This is a genomic window from Draconibacterium sp. (genome assembly GCF_041583095.1).
Lineage (GTDB): Bacteria > Bacteroidota > Bacteroidia > Bacteroidales > Prolixibacteraceae > Draconibacterium.
On the sequence record NZ_JBFHGM010000035.1, the window covers coordinates 1 to 17443 of the forward strand.

Annotated in this window: 14 protein-coding genes; 8 read left to right on the plus strand and 6 right to left on the minus strand. The window is 42.2% G+C overall.

Annotated elements, in window-relative coordinates:
• Positions 1 to 504: 504 nt before the first annotated feature.
• From ABZB17_RS05335 to ABZB17_RS05345, 3 genes are all read left to right on the plus strand, one after another.
• Positions 505 to 2202, plus strand: coding sequence for a M23 family metallopeptidase (locus ABZB17_RS05335; RefSeq protein WP_372648435.1), 1698 nt, complete (start codon positions 505 to 507; stop codon positions 2200 to 2202).
• A gap of 16 nt (positions 2203 to 2218) precedes the next feature.
• Positions 2219 to 3292, plus strand: a complete 1074-nt coding sequence (locus tag ABZB17_RS05340; protein WP_372648436.1) for an anhydro-N-acetylmuramic acid kinase — start codon at positions 2219 to 2221, stop codon at positions 3290 to 3292.
• A 116-nt stretch (positions 3293 to 3408) separates the two neighbouring features.
• Positions 3409 to 4590 carry an aminotransferase class V-fold PLP-dependent enzyme gene (locus ABZB17_RS05345; RefSeq protein ID WP_372648437.1) on the plus strand — a complete coding sequence of 394 codons (1182 nt, stop codon included), beginning with the start codon at positions 3409 to 3411 and terminating at the stop codon, positions 4588 to 4590.
• 60 nt (positions 4591 to 4650) lie between these two features.
• Here ABZB17_RS05345 and ABZB17_RS05350 read toward each other — a convergent pair whose 3' ends face one another.
• Both ABZB17_RS05350 and ABZB17_RS05355 read right to left on the minus strand, forming a co-directional pair.
• Positions 4651 to 5316, minus strand: coding sequence for a hypothetical protein (locus ABZB17_RS05350; RefSeq protein WP_372648438.1), 666 nt, complete (start codon positions 5314 to 5316; stop codon positions 4651 to 4653).
• Positions 5317 to 5333: 17 nt separating this feature from the next.
• On the minus strand, positions 5334 to 6458 hold the full coding sequence (locus ABZB17_RS05355; protein ID WP_372648439.1) for a M23 family metallopeptidase: 1125 nt from the start codon (positions 6456 to 6458) through the stop codon (positions 5334 to 5336).
• Between the two features lie 333 nt (positions 6459 to 6791).
• Here ABZB17_RS05355 and ABZB17_RS05360 point away from each other — a divergent pair, with 333 nt between their 5' ends.
• Together ABZB17_RS05360 and rplS are read left to right on the plus strand one after the other, a co-directional pair.
• The gene (locus ABZB17_RS05360; RefSeq protein WP_372648440.1) at positions 6792 to 8480 is read left to right on the plus strand and encodes a dipeptidase; all 1689 of its coding nucleotides are present in this window, start codon (positions 6792 to 6794) and stop codon (positions 8478 to 8480) included.
• A gap of 161 nt (positions 8481 to 8641) precedes the next feature.
• A complete protein-coding gene (rplS, locus tag ABZB17_RS05365) occupies positions 8642 to 8989 on the plus strand; it encodes a 50S ribosomal protein L19 (protein ID WP_045033113.1) in 348 nt (115 codons plus the stop codon).
• Between the two features lie 252 nt (positions 8990 to 9241).
• Here rplS and ABZB17_RS05370 read toward each other — a convergent pair whose 3' ends face one another.
• On the minus strand, positions 9242 to 9370 hold the full coding sequence (locus tag ABZB17_RS05370) for a hypothetical protein (protein WP_372648441.1): 129 nt from the start codon (positions 9368 to 9370) through the stop codon (positions 9242 to 9244).
• Positions 9371 to 9494: 124 nt separating this feature from the next.
• On the opposite strand from ABZB17_RS05370, the gene ABZB17_RS05375 reads away from it, so the two are divergent.
• Positions 9495 to 12752 (plus strand): PDZ domain-containing protein, encoded by a 3258-nt coding sequence (locus ABZB17_RS05375; protein ID WP_372648442.1) that lies wholly within the window; start codon positions 9495 to 9497, stop codon positions 12750 to 12752.
• Positions 12753 to 13007: 255 nt separating this feature from the next.
• On the opposite strand, the gene ABZB17_RS05380 is transcribed toward ABZB17_RS05375, so the two are convergent.
• From ABZB17_RS05380 to ABZB17_RS05390, 3 genes are all read right to left on the minus strand, one after another.
• A complete protein-coding gene (locus tag ABZB17_RS05380) occupies positions 13008 to 13355 on the minus strand; it encodes a translation initiation factor (protein ID WP_303918440.1) in 348 nt (115 codons plus the stop codon).
• Between the two features lies 1 nt (position 13356).
• Entirely contained in the window at positions 13357 to 13737 is a 381-nt protein-coding gene (locus tag ABZB17_RS05385; RefSeq protein WP_163324155.1) for a hypothetical protein, read from the minus strand.
• Between the two features lie 75 nt (positions 13738 to 13812).
• Positions 13813 to 14322: a DUF6702 family protein gene (locus tag ABZB17_RS05390; RefSeq protein ID WP_372648443.1), complete on the minus strand. Its 510-nt coding sequence runs from the start codon at positions 14320 to 14322 to the stop codon at positions 13813 to 13815.
• Positions 14323 to 14356: 34 nt separating this feature from the next.
• On the opposite strand from ABZB17_RS05390, the gene ABZB17_RS05395 reads away from it, so the two are divergent.
• Entirely contained in the window at positions 14357 to 14935 is a 579-nt protein-coding gene (locus ABZB17_RS05395) for a HupE/UreJ family protein (RefSeq protein ID WP_372648444.1), read from the plus strand.
• 146 nt (positions 14936 to 15081) lie between these two features.
• Positions 15082 to 17400: a M1 family metallopeptidase gene (locus tag ABZB17_RS05400; RefSeq protein ID WP_372648445.1), complete on the plus strand. Its 2319-nt coding sequence runs from the start codon at positions 15082 to 15084 to the stop codon at positions 17398 to 17400.
• Positions 17401 to 17443: the final 43 nt, after the last annotated feature.

Below are 17443 nucleotides of genomic sequence, written 5' to 3' on the forward strand. Positions count from 1 at the left end.
CTAATTCAACCTTTTCATGCTCCATTAATTCAATTTCCTGCTTCAGGTTCTCTACCTGTTCACTCAGCATTTTATTTTTCTGTTCCAATTCATTGTATTTTTCGAACAGTTGCTGTGTATTGCGCTTTAAATCATTAAGTAACAAGTGATCCTCTTCGGTCATTTTAGCTGCATTTCGCGAACAAAGTTAACTTTTTTTCCTGATTGTAAAAGGAAATCAAATCGATTGCATTCTTTTTATGCTAACAAACCTATGTTAGTAGTTTGCAGATGAAGAATGAAGATTACAGGACAAAGTTAAAAACAAGACTTGCAGCCGTTATAAATTAATTAAATTTGGTGCTTCCAATTAAGCCGGATAATTCATTTGATTCGAGCAATAAACATGTTTTTCCGGGTTAATCCCGACATCGTTGAGTCCATTTTTGACTATCGAAAATGGGAACGAAATTGTCGCATTGGAAGGTTTGCTACGTGGAGATAAATAATACGGATTAAACAACGATGAGAACATTTTTTACAACTCTTTTTCTTTTTTTGGCCTTGTTTGGGATAGCGCAACTACGCTATTACACCGATCCGATGAAGATTCCCTTACTGCTAAGCGGAAGTTTTGCTGAACTGCGAAGCAACCATTTTCATTCGGGCATCGATATAAAAACACAGGGTACAACAGGCTTGCCGGTTTATGCTGTTGCCGATGGTTACGTATCGCGTATTGTGGTATCGCCAACTGGTTATGGCAACGCTTTATATATCGATCATCCCAACGGGACCACCTCTGTCTACGGGCATTTAAAAGCTTTTAGTCCTGAAATTGCCAGGTATGTAAAAGACCAGCAATACAAAAAACAATCTTTTCGTGTCGACCTCCAAATTCCGTCGTATCTGTTCCCGGTTAAACAGGACGAAGAGATTGCCAAAAGCGGGAACAGCGGAAGTTCGGGCGGGCCACATCTGCATTTCGAGATTCGCGACACCAGAACCGAAGAGCCACTAAATCCTTTAAATTTTGGGTTTCCGGTGAAAGATAATATTGCCCCGAAAATATTTTCGGTGTTGCTGGTTCCGCTCTCCGACAGTTCGCATTTGGCTTATTCGCGCACGCCAAAAAGTTACCCCGTAGTTTTTTACGAGGGCAAATACCACTTAAAAAACAATCCAATCATTCCGGTTTGGGGAGAGATTGGCGTTGCCATACAAACCAACGACTATTTTAACGACAGCTACAACAAATGCGGTATCAACCTGCTGCGAATGTCGTTGAATAACGAAGATCAGTTCTCGTTTACCCTCAACCGTTTTTCGTTTAGCGATACGCGTTATCTGAACAGCCATATTGTGTACAGCGCGTATAAAAGGGAACAACGCCGTTATATAAAAACATGGATCGATCCGGGAAACAAACTCCCCATTTACACGCACAACGGATCAGAAGGACACATAATTCCGAAGAACGAGCAAAACGGAAAAATTGAAATAGAACTGCAGGACACATACGGAAATACCTCGTTGATTGACTTTACAATTGTGGGTAAAAATGCAAGCCTTAAACCAGATTCAATAAAAGGAAAACTTTTTTACTATAACCATTTTAATCGTTTTGCAAATGATTCGGTTCGGTTGGAGATCCCGGCAGGTGCTTTGTATTCCGATTTTCGTTTTGAATACCGCACCGAAAAGGCTTCTGACTCCTTTTTCTCCGATTATCATTTCCTTCACAACAATACCGTTCCCTTACACAAAAATGCAACGATTGCCATTCGCACCGACAGCCTGCCTGCACAACTCGAATCAAAAGTAGTTATGGCTTACGTCCACCCGGAAACCGGTGAATTCAGCGCTACCGGTGGCCGTTACCAAAATGGCTGGGTTACAACAGAAACGACTAATTTAGGCGTTTATGCAGTTACGGTTGACACGATTCCGCCGGAGATAGTCCCATTAAGTATCGCAGACAATAAACTAACTGAGGCGAACCGGATTCGTTTTAAAATCAAGGATGACCTTGCCGGCATAAATACCATTGAAGGTTTGCTCGACGGAAGGTGGGCACTTTTTGAATACGATCCGAAAACAGCAACAATAACCCATTATTTCGATAAGGAGCGATTTGAGCTGGATAAAAACCATACCTTCAAATTAACAATTACCGACTATCGAAATAACAATGTGGTTTATGAAACTCAATTTTGGAAGTGATTAAAATTGTGAAAAGATGAAAAATTCCCGGGAAAGTAAAAATACGATTAAGGCCATTGGAATGATGTCGGGCACCTCGCTTGACGGATTAGACATTGCGGCTGTTGAGTTTACGGAGCACAACAATAAATGGGAGTTCAAATTGAAGGAAGCCGAGACCATTTCGTACACTCCTGAATGGAAAAAACGCCTTGAAAAAGCACATACACTTTCGGGAACAGAACTTACACGGCTAAATGCAGAATACGGGAAATTCCTGGGCGAACAAGCAAACAGATTTATTAATAAAACGAAATTCGCAGCGGATTTAATTGCATCGCACGGCCACACTGTTTTTCATCAACCCGAAAATGGTTTTACCCTGCAAATAGGCAGCGGAGCACATCTTGCTGACAAAAGTAATTGCCTTACTGTTTGCGATTTCAGAACCGGCGATGTAGTACTCGGTGGTCAGGGAGCACCGCTTGTACCTATTGGCGACAGCCTGCTTTTTTCGGAATACGATTACTGCCTCAACCTGGGTGGATTTGCGAATATTTCGTACGATGAAAAAGGCGTTCGTTTAGCTTTTGACAACTGCCCGGTGAACATTGTTTTAAATCCGCTGGCGGAAGAATTTGATCTACCCTATGATAAAAGCGGCGATTTGGGCCGGAAAGGAAAAGTTGATGAAACCCTTCTGAAAAAATTAAATGCACTCTCCTACTATCACCAGCAACCTCCAAAATCGCTGGGACGTGAATGGATCGAATCTGATTTTTTCCCCGTTCTGAATGAAACAAATTTGAATACGCAAGACAAGATGCGCACCATTTACGAGCATATTGCCGTGCAAATCACAAAAGATTTGTCGGACAAAGGAAAAATGCTGGTAACCGGTGGCGGAGCATTTAACACCTTTTTAATTGAACGGATGCAGGAATTAACCACAAGTGAAATTGTTCTGCCGGAACCGGATCTGATCAATTATAAAGAAGCCATCGTATTTGCTTTTATGGGTGTGCTTCGGCTGAGGGAGCAGGTAAACTGTCTGGCATCGGTAACCGGGGCGCAAAAGGACAGTTGCGGCGGTGTGATCTTTTTGCCCTAAATTCGGTTTAACCCCACACAAAATATATTCTACAGCAGGGAAATTCATTTGCAGACAAAAATCATTCTCTTGTATTTTCATTCCCTCTAACTTGCCCTCAAACTAAAACTTTGAATATGAACTCAGATCCTGCAAAAAGAATTTTCGATATTCAGCAATTTGGCGAATTTGGTGGCGTAAATCCATCCATAACCGATTCTTCAACCTACACTTTTCTGGAAGGTGAAACCATGGAAGAAACATTTCTCGGCCATATGGAAGGATGTTTTTTATACTCGCGCCACTGGAACCCGAGCAATAAATTCCTTGCCGACGCACTGGCAGCCATGGAAGGAACCGAATCGGCATGGATAACATCATCAGGAATGGCTGCCATTACCTGTTCCATATTGCAACTTTGCAAATCGGGCGACCACATTATAACCAGCGTAACCACCTATGGCGGCACCTATGCATTTCTAAAAAACTGGCTTCCGAAATACAATATTGAGGTTTCGTTTGTTGATATCACCGATTTGGAACAGGTGAAAAATGCTTTGCGTCCTAACACCAAAATCATTTATACCGAAATGGTTACCAATCCTTTGCTGCAGGTTTCCAATATTCCGGAGCTGGCAAAAATTGCCCACGACCACCAGGCTAAACTTATGGTTGACAATACTTTTACACCCATGATATTTTCGCCCGCTGAACTGGGTGCCGATTTTGTGGTGTATAGTATGACCAAATTTATAAACGGTAAAAACGATTGTGTAGCCGGTGCTATTTGCGGCTCAAATGAATTTATCGGCCAGCTGTCGAATGTAAACGACGGCACAGCGATGTTGCTGGGGCCTGTTCTCGATCCCTTACGTTCATCGAGTATTCTGAAAAACCTGCACACCCTGCATCTGCGTATAAAACAGCACAGCAAGAATGCCTTATTTCTGGCAGAAAAATTGGAAGAAATGGGCGTTTCAATAAAATACACCGGCCTGCCAAGCCACCCACAACACGAGCTTCACAACCGGTTAATGAATAATGAATATGGTTACGGCGGTATGCTGGCGATCGACCTGGAAACGGAAAAACGCGCCAACGAAGTAATGTTTAAAATGCAACAGGCCAATGTTGGTTACCTGGCGGTTTCGCTGGGTTATTTCCGTACGCTGTTTAGTTGCTCGGGGCACAGCACATCATCTGAAATACCTGCTGACGTTCAAAAAGAAATGGGTTTGTCGGATGGATTGGTTCGTTTTTCAGTTGGTTTAGACAACGATATTGAAGAAACCTTTGAAAAAATAAAGGGTTGTTTATAACCGTAAAAGTGAGGATTTCATTTAAATTGAAATCCTCACTTTTGTTTAAAAATTTATTACCTAAACTGAATAAATAAATACCATACGAGCAATTTTCCCATCTTTTGTAACGATAGACAAAAGATTATCACCCCTAAAAATAGCGTATTCCATGTCATATCCCTTCCCTTCATATCTCCAAACGTCCTCTGCCTTTCTGCCTTGACTATAAGAAACTGGAAATAATTTTTTAATAACTTGTTCCGACATTCCAACGTTTAAGAATCCATTTACAACAAATTCAGGATCTGCCAACTCTATTGTTTGCACCTTACCATCAAAAGTCCTAAAATGTGAATTCTTATACCAAAACCTTTCTTCAAGTCCTCCATCATCACCAACAAAGTTTGCCTCTTTACTTATGCTATCCGGAGCACCCATTTTTTCAAGTAGTTCTTCACGTGAAGTAAGCCCAATTAAAATATCATTTACATTAACAGGATTTATGAACTCATTAAATGACTTTCCATTGTTTAGTTTTATTATTTTTGTCTCAATAATATTTCCCGGCTCAATTTCTCCTTTTTCTAATAAATGATAAAGACTATCTGATTTTAAGATAAACTTATTTGGAGATAATCCAATGTTCGCTGATTTCTTATCAGTAACCTTTTCTGCTTTCTCTTTTTTATTGATGTTGCACGAAAGCAAAATAAATGCAAAAAGTAATAATATTGTATATTTCATAATTATAAAATTAACAATTAAAAATCACATGGATTAGTTACATTCCCCTGAGTATCAAAACTACTTTTAATCCAATCTTCTGGATCAAGCTTTGTACCATTCTTATAAATAGTAAGATGTAAATGAGGACCCGCCGAACCATAGTCATCCGCCGTGCCTGACTCTCCTGTTTTCCCTATAATTTCACCTGCAGTTAACTGTTGATTGTAGCTAACAGATTCCTCGCTTAAATGAGCATACCAAACCTCTATATTTTCGCCATTTACCGTTGATGCAACCCTTATCCATACACCGAAAGATGCATGAGTAGATGTAACTCCAACAACCCTACCGCTAAACATATTATATATAGGTGTACCAATAGGAGCATCCAAATCTATTCCGCCGTGCTTCTTATCCCCCTTAATACCATCCCCGTTACAATCCTGGTTTGGATCAGTTCTTACACAACCAAATCTTGCTCCATTTATCCAAGACGTCTTGGAAGGAAGAAGTTGCATGTAAACTAGTGGATCAGATTCTAATGCTGCTTGACAAGGTATCTTACAACGAATACATTTTCCTCTTTCATAAGGGCTTTCTTCTGTTTTACAGGTTCTTCGTGTACAAACATTACAAATAAAATAACCCGGACAATGGCTTCCGCACCCTGTTCCAGATTGATTAATTATTCCACAACATGTCTCACAGGTTTCACATTCACAGGGATATTTACCACAACATTCGCATGAGCATTCACAATTGAAATGATCTGTACTATTACAGCACAAACACTTATGTAGGTGTTCATTATCACAATCATCAGTTCCTGTATTATCGGGATTATCTGGATTAGTTGAATTAGTTGGATCTCCGGTAGTACTACCGCCTGATCCCCCGGATGAAGCAGAAGTAGGAGGATCATCTGGATATGAAGTTGGTACATACCCTGAGCCAGATGAGGATTCAGATGAGCCATCCCGGATATCGACATAACAATTCTCGGTATCAATGTCTAAATTTTCCATCATATGTGGGCAAACAATATATATTCCATCTCCCATATCAAACTCAAGAATATATGCAAAAAGATTAGTAGGCATTGCTAAACTTAAAACACAAATACATAGAACAAACCGTAGTTTATTTATTTTATTTTTCATCTTAATATGTTTGAGGAGGTTTTTATATGAATTTGTTAATGCAATTTGGGTTGAAAATCATAATAAATAATGGTTTGTATCAAATTTGTTCAATTAATACTTCAAATATATACATTATGACAACCTAAACCAATGAACAACAACATTATTTATCAATAAGAAACATTTGGCTAACAATATGCTATTTACGAACACAAAATAAATGCTATAAATAAGAACATACTGTCATAATATTAATATATACTACTCTCGTTTAACTTTTCATAAAGATCACTAACAACAAATTGTATTTATATATCTTTGCCTCATTGATTGAAATAAAACAGACTTAAAATGAGGAAGATTAGGGTTATTGGAATGCTCGTTCTGGCATTCATTCTTTTAAATCAGCAGCTATCGAATGCTTGTACCAATTTTTTAATTTCAAAAGGCGCTTCTATTGACGGGTCAACGATGATCACCTATGCGGCCGATTCGCACACGCTTTACGGCGAGTTATATTATCAGCCGGCAGCCGATCACCCCGAAGGTGCCATGCGAAAGATTTACGAATGGGATACCGGTATTTATTTAGGTGAAATTCCGCAACCGGCACACACCTATAGTGTAATTGGCAATATGAACGAGTTTCAGCTGGCCATTTCAGAAACCACTTTTGGCGGACGCAGCGAATTATCGAGCCAGCCGGGTGCAATTATGGACTACGGCAGTTTGATTTATGTAACTCTTCAACGTGCCAAAACAGCCCGCGAAGCCATCCAAGTGATGACCGGTTTGGTGGAAGAATATGGTTACTACAGCTCGGGCGAATCATTTTCAATAGCCGATCCTGAAGAAGTTTGGATTTTAGAGATGATTGGCAAAGGACAGGGCGAAAAAGGGGCTGTTTGGGTTGCACAACGTATTCCCGATGGTTATATAAGCGGACACGCCAACCAGGCGCGTATTACAACTTTCCCGTTAAACGACTCGAAAAACTGCCTGTATTCAAAAGATGTAATTTCGTTTGCCCGCGAAAAAGGCTGGTTTATGGGCACCAATAAAGATTTTAGTTTCTCCGATGTATATGCTCCGGTTGATTTTGGTGCCGCACGTTTTTGCGATGCGCGCGTTTGGGCCGGTTTTAACAAAGTGGCCGGCGGAATGGAAGAATTCACCGAATATGCAAAAGGAATTGTGGTGACAGGTGGAGAAAATAATTATGCAACAAACCGTTTGCCTTTATGGGTAAAACCCGATAAACAACTGAGCGTTCAGGATGTGATGGACATGATGCGCGATCATTACGAAGGAACAGAGCTGGATATGACTAAGGATTTGGGAGCCGGACCGTACGGACTGCCCTACCGCTGGCGTGGACTGACCTGGGAAGTTGATTCGGTTGAATACTGCAACGAGCGCGCCATTTCAACTCAGCAAACCGGCTTTTCGTTTGTGGCACAATGCCGCAACTGGTTACCGGATCCAATTGGTGGAATTCTGTGGTTCGGCGTTGACGACACCTACTCAACCTGCTACGTTCCGATGTATTGCGGAATTACAGAAATACCGGAATGTTTTGCAGTGGGCAACGGCGATTTGCTTACTTACAGCGAAACATCTGCATTCTGGACATTTAGCCAGGTGGCCAACTACGCCTACCTGCGTTACAGCGATATGATTAAAGATGTAAAAATCGTTCAGCGCCAACTGGAAGATAAATTTGTGACCTACGTACCGTCAATTGATAAAGCAGCAGAAAACCTGTATAACACGGTTAATGAAGAGCAGGCCAGACAATTTATTACCGAGTTTTCGCGAAATGAAGCCGAAAATATGACCAAAGACTGGAAAAAACTCTATCATTATTTGGTGGTAAAATACACCGATGGCAACATAAAACGCGAAAGTGACGGCGAATTTGTACGTACCGAAACAGGTATGCCGGCATCGCCAATTTTTGCAGGATACCCCGAATGGTGGTACGAAGCAATAATTAAAGCTACGGGCGACCATTTTAAAGTAAAAGAAAACAGCCATTAAAAGAAAAGTGTGTTTCAATAACTGAAACCAGGCAAATAATTGAAAATAAAGGGCGAAAGTGTTTGAGGAATTGAAAAAAACACTATTTTTGCAGCCGATTTAAGCAATCTCTTTCCCGATAATCATCTGGATACATTGCCAACTTATTAAAAATTAAGAAAATGGACTTAGTTAAATTAGTAGAGAAAGAATTTGAGGTGGAAGTAAACCACCCAAAATTCAGCGCAGGTGATACCATCACTGTTAGCTATAAAATTAAAGAGGGTAACAAAGAAAGGATTCAGAAATTCCGTGGCGTTGTTATTCAGTTACGCGGAAGCGGCAACACCAGAACTTTTACTATCCGTAAAATGTCAGGAAACATTGGTGTTGAGCGTATTTTCCCAATCAGCTCTCCTTTCATCGAGAGTATCGAGTTAAATAAACGTGGTAGCGTTCGTCGTAAGCGTATCTTCTACTTGCGTAACTTAACAGGTAAAAAAGCCCGTATCAAAGAAAAAAGATTCTAAAAATTGCATCGCAATATTGAAAAGGTCTCCGTTTAGGAGGCCTTTTTTTATGCTTTCCCCTCGCCCGTAATGCCTCAGACAAACTCAAAACATACCGTCCGCACATACGGAAACTCTCCCTAAAACTTAAAACAAGGTTTCCGCAGCTACAAAAGGTTAGCCTGAAGCTTAAAACATACTTTCGGGCTTCCCCGAAACTTAGAAACAGGTTCAAAACAAACCTTCGGGGCTTCGCGAAACTTAAAACCAAAATCAAAACAGACTTTCGGGATTTCCCGACAAGCAGAAAGTAGTTGAAAACAAGCTCTCGGGGCCACCCGACGAGAAGAAACAAACTCCCGACATGTAATCGGAGAGTTCCGCAGCTCCCAAAAAATTCATAACTTCAAAGTGTAATCAATTGTTGGATGAACCTACCAATACCATAGGTCATTAAACAATATGTACATCAAATGACTTTCACATCATAACAAATGAATCATTTTAACATACAAATACCAGTTCTATGAAATTTTTCACATCCTTTATTTTGCTGACCTTCGTTGTTGCAGCCTTTGCCAATGCGCAGGGAACACGATTGCTGCGTCAGCCAACTATTTCTGCTGAAAGTATTGTTTTTGTTTATGCCAACGACCTTTGGAAGGTTGACCGAAACGGTGGCGACGCCATTCGCTTAACCACAAACGAAGGGCAGGAATCGAATCCACACTTTTCGAACGATGAAAAATGGATCGCCTTTTCGGCACAGTATGATGGCAATACCGACGTGTACGTAATTCCTGCCGAAGGAGGATCGCCCAAACGATTAACCTGGCATCCTGATGCCGATGTTGTTCAGGGCTGGACACCCGACGGCAAAGTAATGTTTCGTTCGGGAAGAGAAGCACGCCCCACACAAACCAGCAAGTTTTTTACCGTATCAACGGAAGGCGGATTGCCAAAAGCATTGGATATTCCGCGCGCTGCATTTGGCGAACTTTCTGCTGATGGAAAACAGATCGCCTACATCCCCATTACTTTTTGGGATCCTGAATGGCGCAACTATCGCGGCGGACAGGCAATGCCGGTTTGGATTGTTGACATGAAAACCAAGGAGCTCATTCGCACTCCGCAAACTACCAAAGAGCGTCACCTCGATCCGGTGTGGTTTAAAAACAAAGTTCTCTACTTGTCGGAGCGCGATTATGCCAGCAATATCTGGTCGTTCGATCCAAAAACCAAAGAAGAGCAACAACTCACCAGGCAGGCGCAGTTTGATGTTAAAAGCCTTGATGCCTGCCGCGATGCAGTGGTGTACGAATGTGGTGGCTACCTGCATTTGCTGAATCCCGAAACCGGCGATGACAAACAACTTGCGATCAACGTAAAAGGCGATATGAATTTTGCACGCGAACGCTGGGAATCGGTTTCTGCCGGCAATCTTACCAACCCGAATATTTCGCCAAACGGCAAACGCGCCGTATTTGAGTATCGGGGTGAAATCTTTACCGTGCCAAAAGAAAAAGGTACCTGGAGAAATATTACCAACACATCGGGAGTGGCCGACCGCTACCCCGTTTGGTCGCCGGAAGGTGATCAGATTGCCTGGTTTAACGATGCCGGTGATGAATACAAACTGGTTGTTGCCGATCAGTTTGGTCAGAATCAAAAGACTTATACGCTTGAAAATCCAACCTTCTATTTCCGCCCCGAGTGGTCGCCCGATGGAAAACGAATAACCTACACCGACACTGATTACAATATTTGGACAATCGAATTGGAATCGGGCGTGGTTACAAAAGTAGGCACGGATATTTTTGCGCATCCAAACCGTGAAATGCAACCCGTTTGGTCGCCCGACAGCAAATGGATTGCTTATGCACGCCAGCTGAACAGTAGCTTTAAAGCCATTTTCGTGTACAATGTCGACACAAAGGAAACGCTTCAGCTAACCGATGGAATGGCCGATGTGTTAACACCGGCGTGGGATGCAAGTGGCAAATACATGTACGTTCTGGCCAGTACCAATTATGGTTTGGCAACCGGCTGGCTCGATATGAGTTCTTATGATCCGGATGTAACAAGAAGTCTGTATTGTATTGTTTTATCAAAAGATGAAGTCTCGCCTATTCTTCCAACCAGCGACGACGAAGAGGTAGAAAAAGAGGAAGATGACGAGGAAAAGGAAAATGGTGAAAAAGAAGAGGAAAAAGAGGATGAGATAACGGTTACTATTGACGTTGATGGAATTTCGGAGCGAATTGTTGCACTGAATATGCCCAACCGAAACTACATGGGTTTGGTGCAAGGACCTGAAAAAACAGTTTTTGTTGCTGAGTCGGTACCAAATCAAAGTGGATTGACCATTCATAAATACGAAGCCAAGGACAATAAAGCCGAAGAATTTTTGACTGGTGTACGGAACATGGTAACCTCGGCCGACAAGAAAAATGTTCTGTACCGTAAAGGCAGCTCCTGGGCAATTTCAGGAACCGGAAGCAAACCATCAAATGGCGACGGAAACCTGAAAACCGACATGAAGATCAAAATCGTTCCTTCGGAAGAATACCTGCAAATGTTTGATGACTCGTGGCGTTTTATGCGTGATTTCCTGTATGTTGACAATGTACATGGTGCGCCCTGGGATAAAATCTACGACTGGTATTCGCCCATGGTAAAACATGCGCGTCACCGCACTGATATGAACTACATTATCGACATGATCAGCGGCGAAGTAGCCATTGGCCACTCGTATGTTGCCGGTGGCGATATGCCCGACATCGACAGGGTACCAATCGGCTTACTCGGCTGCGATTTGGTAGAAGAAAACGGCTACTACAAAATTGCCAAAATATACAATGGCGAAAGCTGGAACCCCGATTTTAAGGCTCCACTGGCAGCTCCCGGCCTTGATGTAAAAGAAGGCGATTACCTGCTTGCCGTTAATGGAAAGGAAATAAAAGCGCCAACGAATCCTTACAGTCTTTTCGAGCAAACATCGGGGCGCCAAACGCTAATTAAAGTGGGCTCAACAACTTCGGTTAACGATGCCAGGGAAATTACCGTTGAGCCGGTTTCAAATGAACGTAACCTTCGCTCTATAGACTGGATTGAAGGCAACCGCCGCAAAGTGAATGAATTATCCGGAGGCAAACTGGCTTACGTTTACCTGCCCAATACCGGAGGTGGTGGTTTTGCATCGTTTAACCGCTATTATTTTGCCCAGCAGGATAAAAAAGGCGTTGTACTAGACGAGCGCAACAATGGTGGTGGTTCGGCAGCCGATTATATGATAGATGTGATGAGTCGCACCTTGCTAGGTTATTTCAACAGCAAGGCCAACGATAACCGCCCCTGGACAACACCTATGGCGGGCATTTGGGGCCCAAAAGTAATGATCATTAACGAACGTGCCGGCTCGGGTGGCGACCTGTTGCCATACATGTTTAAAGAAAAAGACCTTGGTCCGTTAATTGGTACCCGAACCTGGGGAGGACTGGTTGGAACCTGGGATACACCACCGTTGATTGATGGCGGACGAATTGTTGCGCCACGTGGCGGTTTCTTTGATGTTGACGGCGAATGGGCCGTTGAAGGAGAAGGAATTGCGCCGGATATTGAAGTTATTCAGGAGCCAAAACTTATTATACAGGGCCGCGATCCGCAATTGGAGAAAGCAGTTGAAGTTGCCCTTGAGAAGTTAAAAGGAAATGAATTTCAGCTAAAACCGGAACCGGCTGCACCAGTGCGCTGGAAACGCCCGGATGGTTTTAAAGCCAACTAAAGACAGCATAAAAAAGCCCCGTTCCATTTTTTAAAGGAACAGGGCTTTTTTCTTCATCTAATATACCCTTCCTCTTATCCTTCCCTGCAAGCAAGGAAGGACGATTGGACAGTGGTTGTTCACATCAAAAACATCAATTTATTTAATTCGTATTTACTTGTGGTGGCTGATCGTCTTTCCCTTCAAGGAAGGGAGAGATAAGAGTGAGGGTAAGGTTTCCGGAAGTAAATTCCGACTTCTTGATAGTAATCAGAATTAACCGCCCGATCGTTTTACTTTATAACCATCAGCTTTAAGCAGCTCGATAATACGTTGGCAAAAGTCGCCCTGAATAAGGATTTCGCCATCTTTAACAGTGCCGCCTACCCCACATTTCGATTTGAGCTTTTTACCCAACTCTTTCAGGTCGTCTTCTGATCCAACAAAACCGGTTACAAGCGTTACCGCTTTGCCTTTTCGTTTTTTCCGATCCAGCATTACCCGCAAATCCTGTTGATTGGCAGCTAAGGTGTCCTGCTCTTCCTGTTCGTCTTTATCGTAGTTAAAATCAGGATTGGTTGAAAACACCACTCCTAATCGTTCTTTCCAGTCATTATTCGACATATCACCTCCAAATTACTATTAAACTTCCCGTAAAATAAGCCACTACCCAAAATAAATAAGCGGTTTTTGTATAAATAATATGCGTTTTATGCGCTTTGCTGTCGCGACCTTCGGCAATATACATTTTCCAACACCATATTGCCTCCACCAACATGACTAAAAACGCTGTTGCACCAAGAAAACCGTGCAAGGTAAAGGGAGATCCCTTTGAGCCCAAAACCATTAAAGTTATTGCAACAATATCCAGTACTACGCCTATCGACAAAAAGGTAACTACAATTCGTCCAACAATTCTGAATCGCACCAATGAAATGCTTCCAACGCCGTAGGCCAGAAACGACAGGGTTATTACAAATGCACCAATAATGGCTAATGGATTCATATTACTCTGTTATTCGGGTTGTAAGATAATATTATCTGCGTAAATATTCACCCTAACAATAAGTTGGTTCAGTTTTTAATCAAACTTTAACCGCCCGTTTGTATCGCGTTTACTCAGTAGCAGGTTTTTTATTTCCCCGTTTTTATTCACCTGTACAATGTTGCTCTGGTCGCTAAAAACATCGGTAAGCAAATTACAGTCTACCTCTATATTATTAAGGTCGGTAATGTTACCGATCTCCAAATAAGTCCAAACCACGTCTGTCTCCAGCTCCTTGCCAACAAATGCCGGTTCAACATCTTTATCGTTTACCTTTAGCCGGATACTTTTCTTTAAATAATCATAAATATATTCGTCGGTATGCGCATCTTCCCGCGTTTCGCCAATGTAAAGTTTATTGTGCCCCTCTTCCGACAATCCTTCGATCAGATCGTCGACAAAGATTTTTACCGAAATTTCGAGCGACTGACTTTGCTCATTAAAATCTATCTGGCAAATACTCACATAAAAAGGATGTGCATTGGAGAAAAACACCCCTAAAAAAAGAAACAAAACCGGTAGAATTATTTTTTTACTTATTTTCATGCCCTTCAAATTATTGGGCAAAAGTAAAAATTTTATGAGTTTATTCGAGATGTACCTCAAATTGGGGTTCAAACACATTATTGACATTCACGGTTACGACCACATTGTTTTTGTTCTGGCCTTGTGTGCCGGGTACAATTTAAGCCAGTTTAAAAAGATATTTATACTGATTACGGCTTTCACCATTGGCCACTCGATTACGCTGGCCCTATCCACTTTAAACGTCGTTAATGTTTCGTCCGATATAATTGAATTTCTGATTCCGGCCACCATTTGTGTTACGGCCATTGCCAATATTATTCCGTTTAAAGCCAAAAATAACCGGGTAGTATATGTATTAACTTTATTTTTTGGTCTGATACACGGACTGGGATTTTCAAACTACCTGAAACAACTGTTGGGGCGCGAATCGAATATCTTAACACCCTTGCTGGCCTTTAACATTGGTCTCGAATTAGGGCAACTGCTGATACTTGCCATCTATTTTGCGCTGATGTTTATCACCGTGCAACTGTTTCGGTCGAAAAGCGATTTCTGGCGCATTTTTGTATCCGGAATGGCTTTTGGTATTTCTGTTATTTTAATGATAGAGAAAGCACCTGCCGTTTTTTAAACTTTCGTTTTATAACAAATCCGAAGCCATTGCAAGCTTTTGTAAACAATTTGTATTTTTTATAGTAGAAATTACAATAACTTAAAAGTATTGCTAATTTTGTTCGCCTAGCATTTTGGCATCGATATTAGACATTTAATTACATAATGAAAAAAATAGCACTTTTTATTACCTTTTTCGTATCTGCCTGTGCCGTTTCGCTGGCACAGGAAAACATTAATCTGAATAAGTTCAGGCAGTTAAAACAAGAGTTGGCAACACCTAATGTTTACCGTACCGCATCGGGAGCGCCGGGGCACGAGTACTGGCAACAAAAGGCCGATTACAAAATGAACATCAGGCTGGACGACGAAACCCAGCGAATTTATGGCGAAGAAACTATTACCTACCACAACCAATCGCCCGACATGCTGAAATATTTATGGTTACAGCTCGACCAGAATATGCGTGCAAAAGATTCGGACACCTATAAAACAATGACTTCAGGATTAAATCAGCGTGTTTCATTTGGTCAGTTGAAACGCATGATGTACGATTTTGATGGTGGATTTAAACTGGATTATGTGCAGGATGCCGATGGAAACGATTTGCCGGCAACCATTAATAAAACCATGATGCGTGTTGATTTACCCGAAACATTAAAACCGGGAGAATCATTCACTTTTAAAGTAAAATGGTGGTACAACATTAACGACCGCCTTACTGATGGTGGCCGCTCAGGTTACGAATATTTTAAAAACGAAGACAACTACATTTATACCATTGCACAGTTTTACCCGCGTATGGCCGTTTATAACGAAGTGGAAGGCTGGCAACACAAACAGTTCCTCGGAACAGGCGAATTTACCCTGCCCTTTGGCGATTTTGAAGTGAGTCTTACCGTTCCGGCCGACCACGTGGTGGGGGCAACCGGAGTTCTTCAGAACACCGACGAAGTATTGACTCAGGAACAGATCGATCGTTTTGAAAAAGCAAAAGCCGATACGGAAGATCCTGTTTTTATTGTATCTTCTGAAGATGCACTGAAGGCTGAGAAAGGAAAAGTAAAAAAAGAAAAAACATGGGTATTTAAAGCCGAAAATGTACGCGACTTCGCTTTTGCCAGCTCGCGTAAATTTATCTGGGATGCGATGGCCGTAAAATTTGGCGACCGCACCGTAATGGCCATGTCGTATTACCCTAAAGAAGGCAACCCGCTGTGGGAGCAATACTCAACCCGCGTGGTGGCGCATACCGTAAAAACCTACTCGAAATTCACTTTCGACTACCCTTACCCGGTAGCCATTTCGGTACACACCGACCGCATTGGAATGGAATACCCGATGATTTGTTTTAACGGTGGCCGCCCCGAAAGCGACGGCACTTACAGCAAACGCACCAAATACGGAATGATCGGTGTTATCATTCACGAAGTGGGACACAACTTCTTCCCGATGATCGTAAACTCCGACGAACGCCAGTGGACCTGGATGGACGAAGGATTAAATACATTTGTACAGTTATTAACCGAACAGGAATGGGAACCGGGTTACCCGTCGTCGCGCGGAGTAGCAGCCAACATTGTTCCTTACATGAGTGGCGACAAAAAATTTATTTCGCCGGTAATGACCAACTCTGAGTCGGTTTGGAACCTGGGTAGCAACGCTTACGCCAAACCGAGTACAGCACTCAATATTTTGCGCGAAACCGTTATGGGCCGAGAACTGTTCGACTATGCGTTTAAAGAATATGCACAACGCTGGATGTTTAAACACCCTACCCCTGCCGATTTCTTTCGCACCATGGAAGATGCTTCGGGAGTTGATTTGGACTGGTTCTGGCGCGGGTGGTTCTTTACTACCGACCACTGCGATATTTCGATGGAGAACGTTAAATGGTACCAGGCCAATACACAAGATCCTGAGGTGGAGAAACCATTGAAAAAAGCCACCGACGAAGAAGCAGCTATTTCCATTACCACCATGCGCAACAAAGCATTTGCTAATGAAACATACCGGGCTAAAAACCCTGAAGCTGCCGATTTTTACACTACTTACGACGAATACAAAGTAACCAAAGAAGATAAAGAGGAGTACGATCGGTTTGTAAAAAGCCTGAGCAAGGAAGAAAAAGAATTGCTGGGTGCCAACCTAAACTTCTACCAAATCGACTTTAAGAATTTGGGCGGCCTGGTAATGCCGGTGATCCTGAAATTTGAATTCACCGACGGAACAGAAGAGCTTCAGTACATCCCTGCCGAAATTTGGCGGAAAAACAACGAAGAAGTTTCGAAGGTGTTTATGTTTGGCAAAGAGGTGGAGCAAATTACTCTCGACCCCTACCGCGAAACTGCCGACACCGATTTGAACAACAACTACTGGCCCGAGCGTAAACAGCCAACCCGTTTCGAACTGTATAAATCGAGATTTGGCAGTGGCCGAAACTCCGGAGGTGGCGAAAACCCCATGCAGAAGGCAAAAAAATAATCCTAACCGCGATTTATATAAATCAGAAAGGAAGCACTCCGAT

What these genes read in the sequence shown, in the direction of transcription:
- ABZB17_RS05340 (WP_372648436.1), top strand. Translation starts at nt 2,219, where the DNA reads ATGAAAAATTCCCGGGAAAGTAAAAATACGATTAAGGCCATTGGAATG.
- rplS (WP_045033113.1), top strand. Translation starts at nt 8,642, where the DNA reads ATGGACTTAGTTAAATTAGTAGAGAAAGAATTTGAGGTGGAAGTAAAC.
- ABZB17_RS05395 (WP_372648444.1), top strand. Translation starts at nt 14,357, where the DNA reads ATGAGTTTATTCGAGATGTACCTCAAATTGGGGTTCAAACACATTATT.
- ABZB17_RS05400 (WP_372648445.1), top strand. Translation starts at nt 15,082, where the DNA reads ATGAAAAAAATAGCACTTTTTATTACCTTTTTCGTATCTGCCTGTGCC.
- ABZB17_RS05385 (WP_163324155.1), bottom strand. Translation starts at nt 13,737, where the DNA reads ATGAATCCATTAGCCATTATTGGTGCATTTGTAATAACCCTGTCGTTT.
- ABZB17_RS05335 (WP_372648435.1), top strand. Translation starts at nt 505, where the DNA reads ATGAGAACATTTTTTACAACTCTTTTTCTTTTTTTGGCCTTGTTTGGG.
- ABZB17_RS05350 (WP_372648438.1), bottom strand. Translation starts at nt 5,316, where the DNA reads ATGAAATATACAATATTATTACTTTTTGCATTTATTTTGCTTTCGTGC.
- ABZB17_RS05390 (WP_372648443.1), bottom strand. Translation starts at nt 14,322, where the DNA reads ATGAAAATAAGTAAAAAAATAATTCTACCGGTTTTGTTTCTTTTTTTA.
- ABZB17_RS05375 (WP_372648442.1), top strand. Translation starts at nt 9,495, where the DNA reads ATGAAATTTTTCACATCCTTTATTTTGCTGACCTTCGTTGTTGCAGCC.
- ABZB17_RS05360 (WP_372648440.1), top strand. Translation starts at nt 6,792, where the DNA reads ATGAGGAAGATTAGGGTTATTGGAATGCTCGTTCTGGCATTCATTCTT.
- ABZB17_RS05355 (WP_372648439.1), bottom strand. Translation starts at nt 6,458, where the DNA reads ATGAAAAATAAAATAAATAAACTACGGTTTGTTCTATGTATTTGTGTT.
- ABZB17_RS05370 (WP_372648441.1), bottom strand. Translation starts at nt 9,370, where the DNA reads ATGAATTTTTTGGGAGCTGCGGAACTCTCCGATTACATGTCGGGAGTT.
- ABZB17_RS05380 (WP_303918440.1), bottom strand. Translation starts at nt 13,355, where the DNA reads ATGTCGAATAATGACTGGAAAGAACGATTAGGAGTGGTGTTTTCAACC.
- ABZB17_RS05345 (WP_372648437.1), top strand. Translation starts at nt 3,409, where the DNA reads ATGAACTCAGATCCTGCAAAAAGAATTTTCGATATTCAGCAATTTGGC.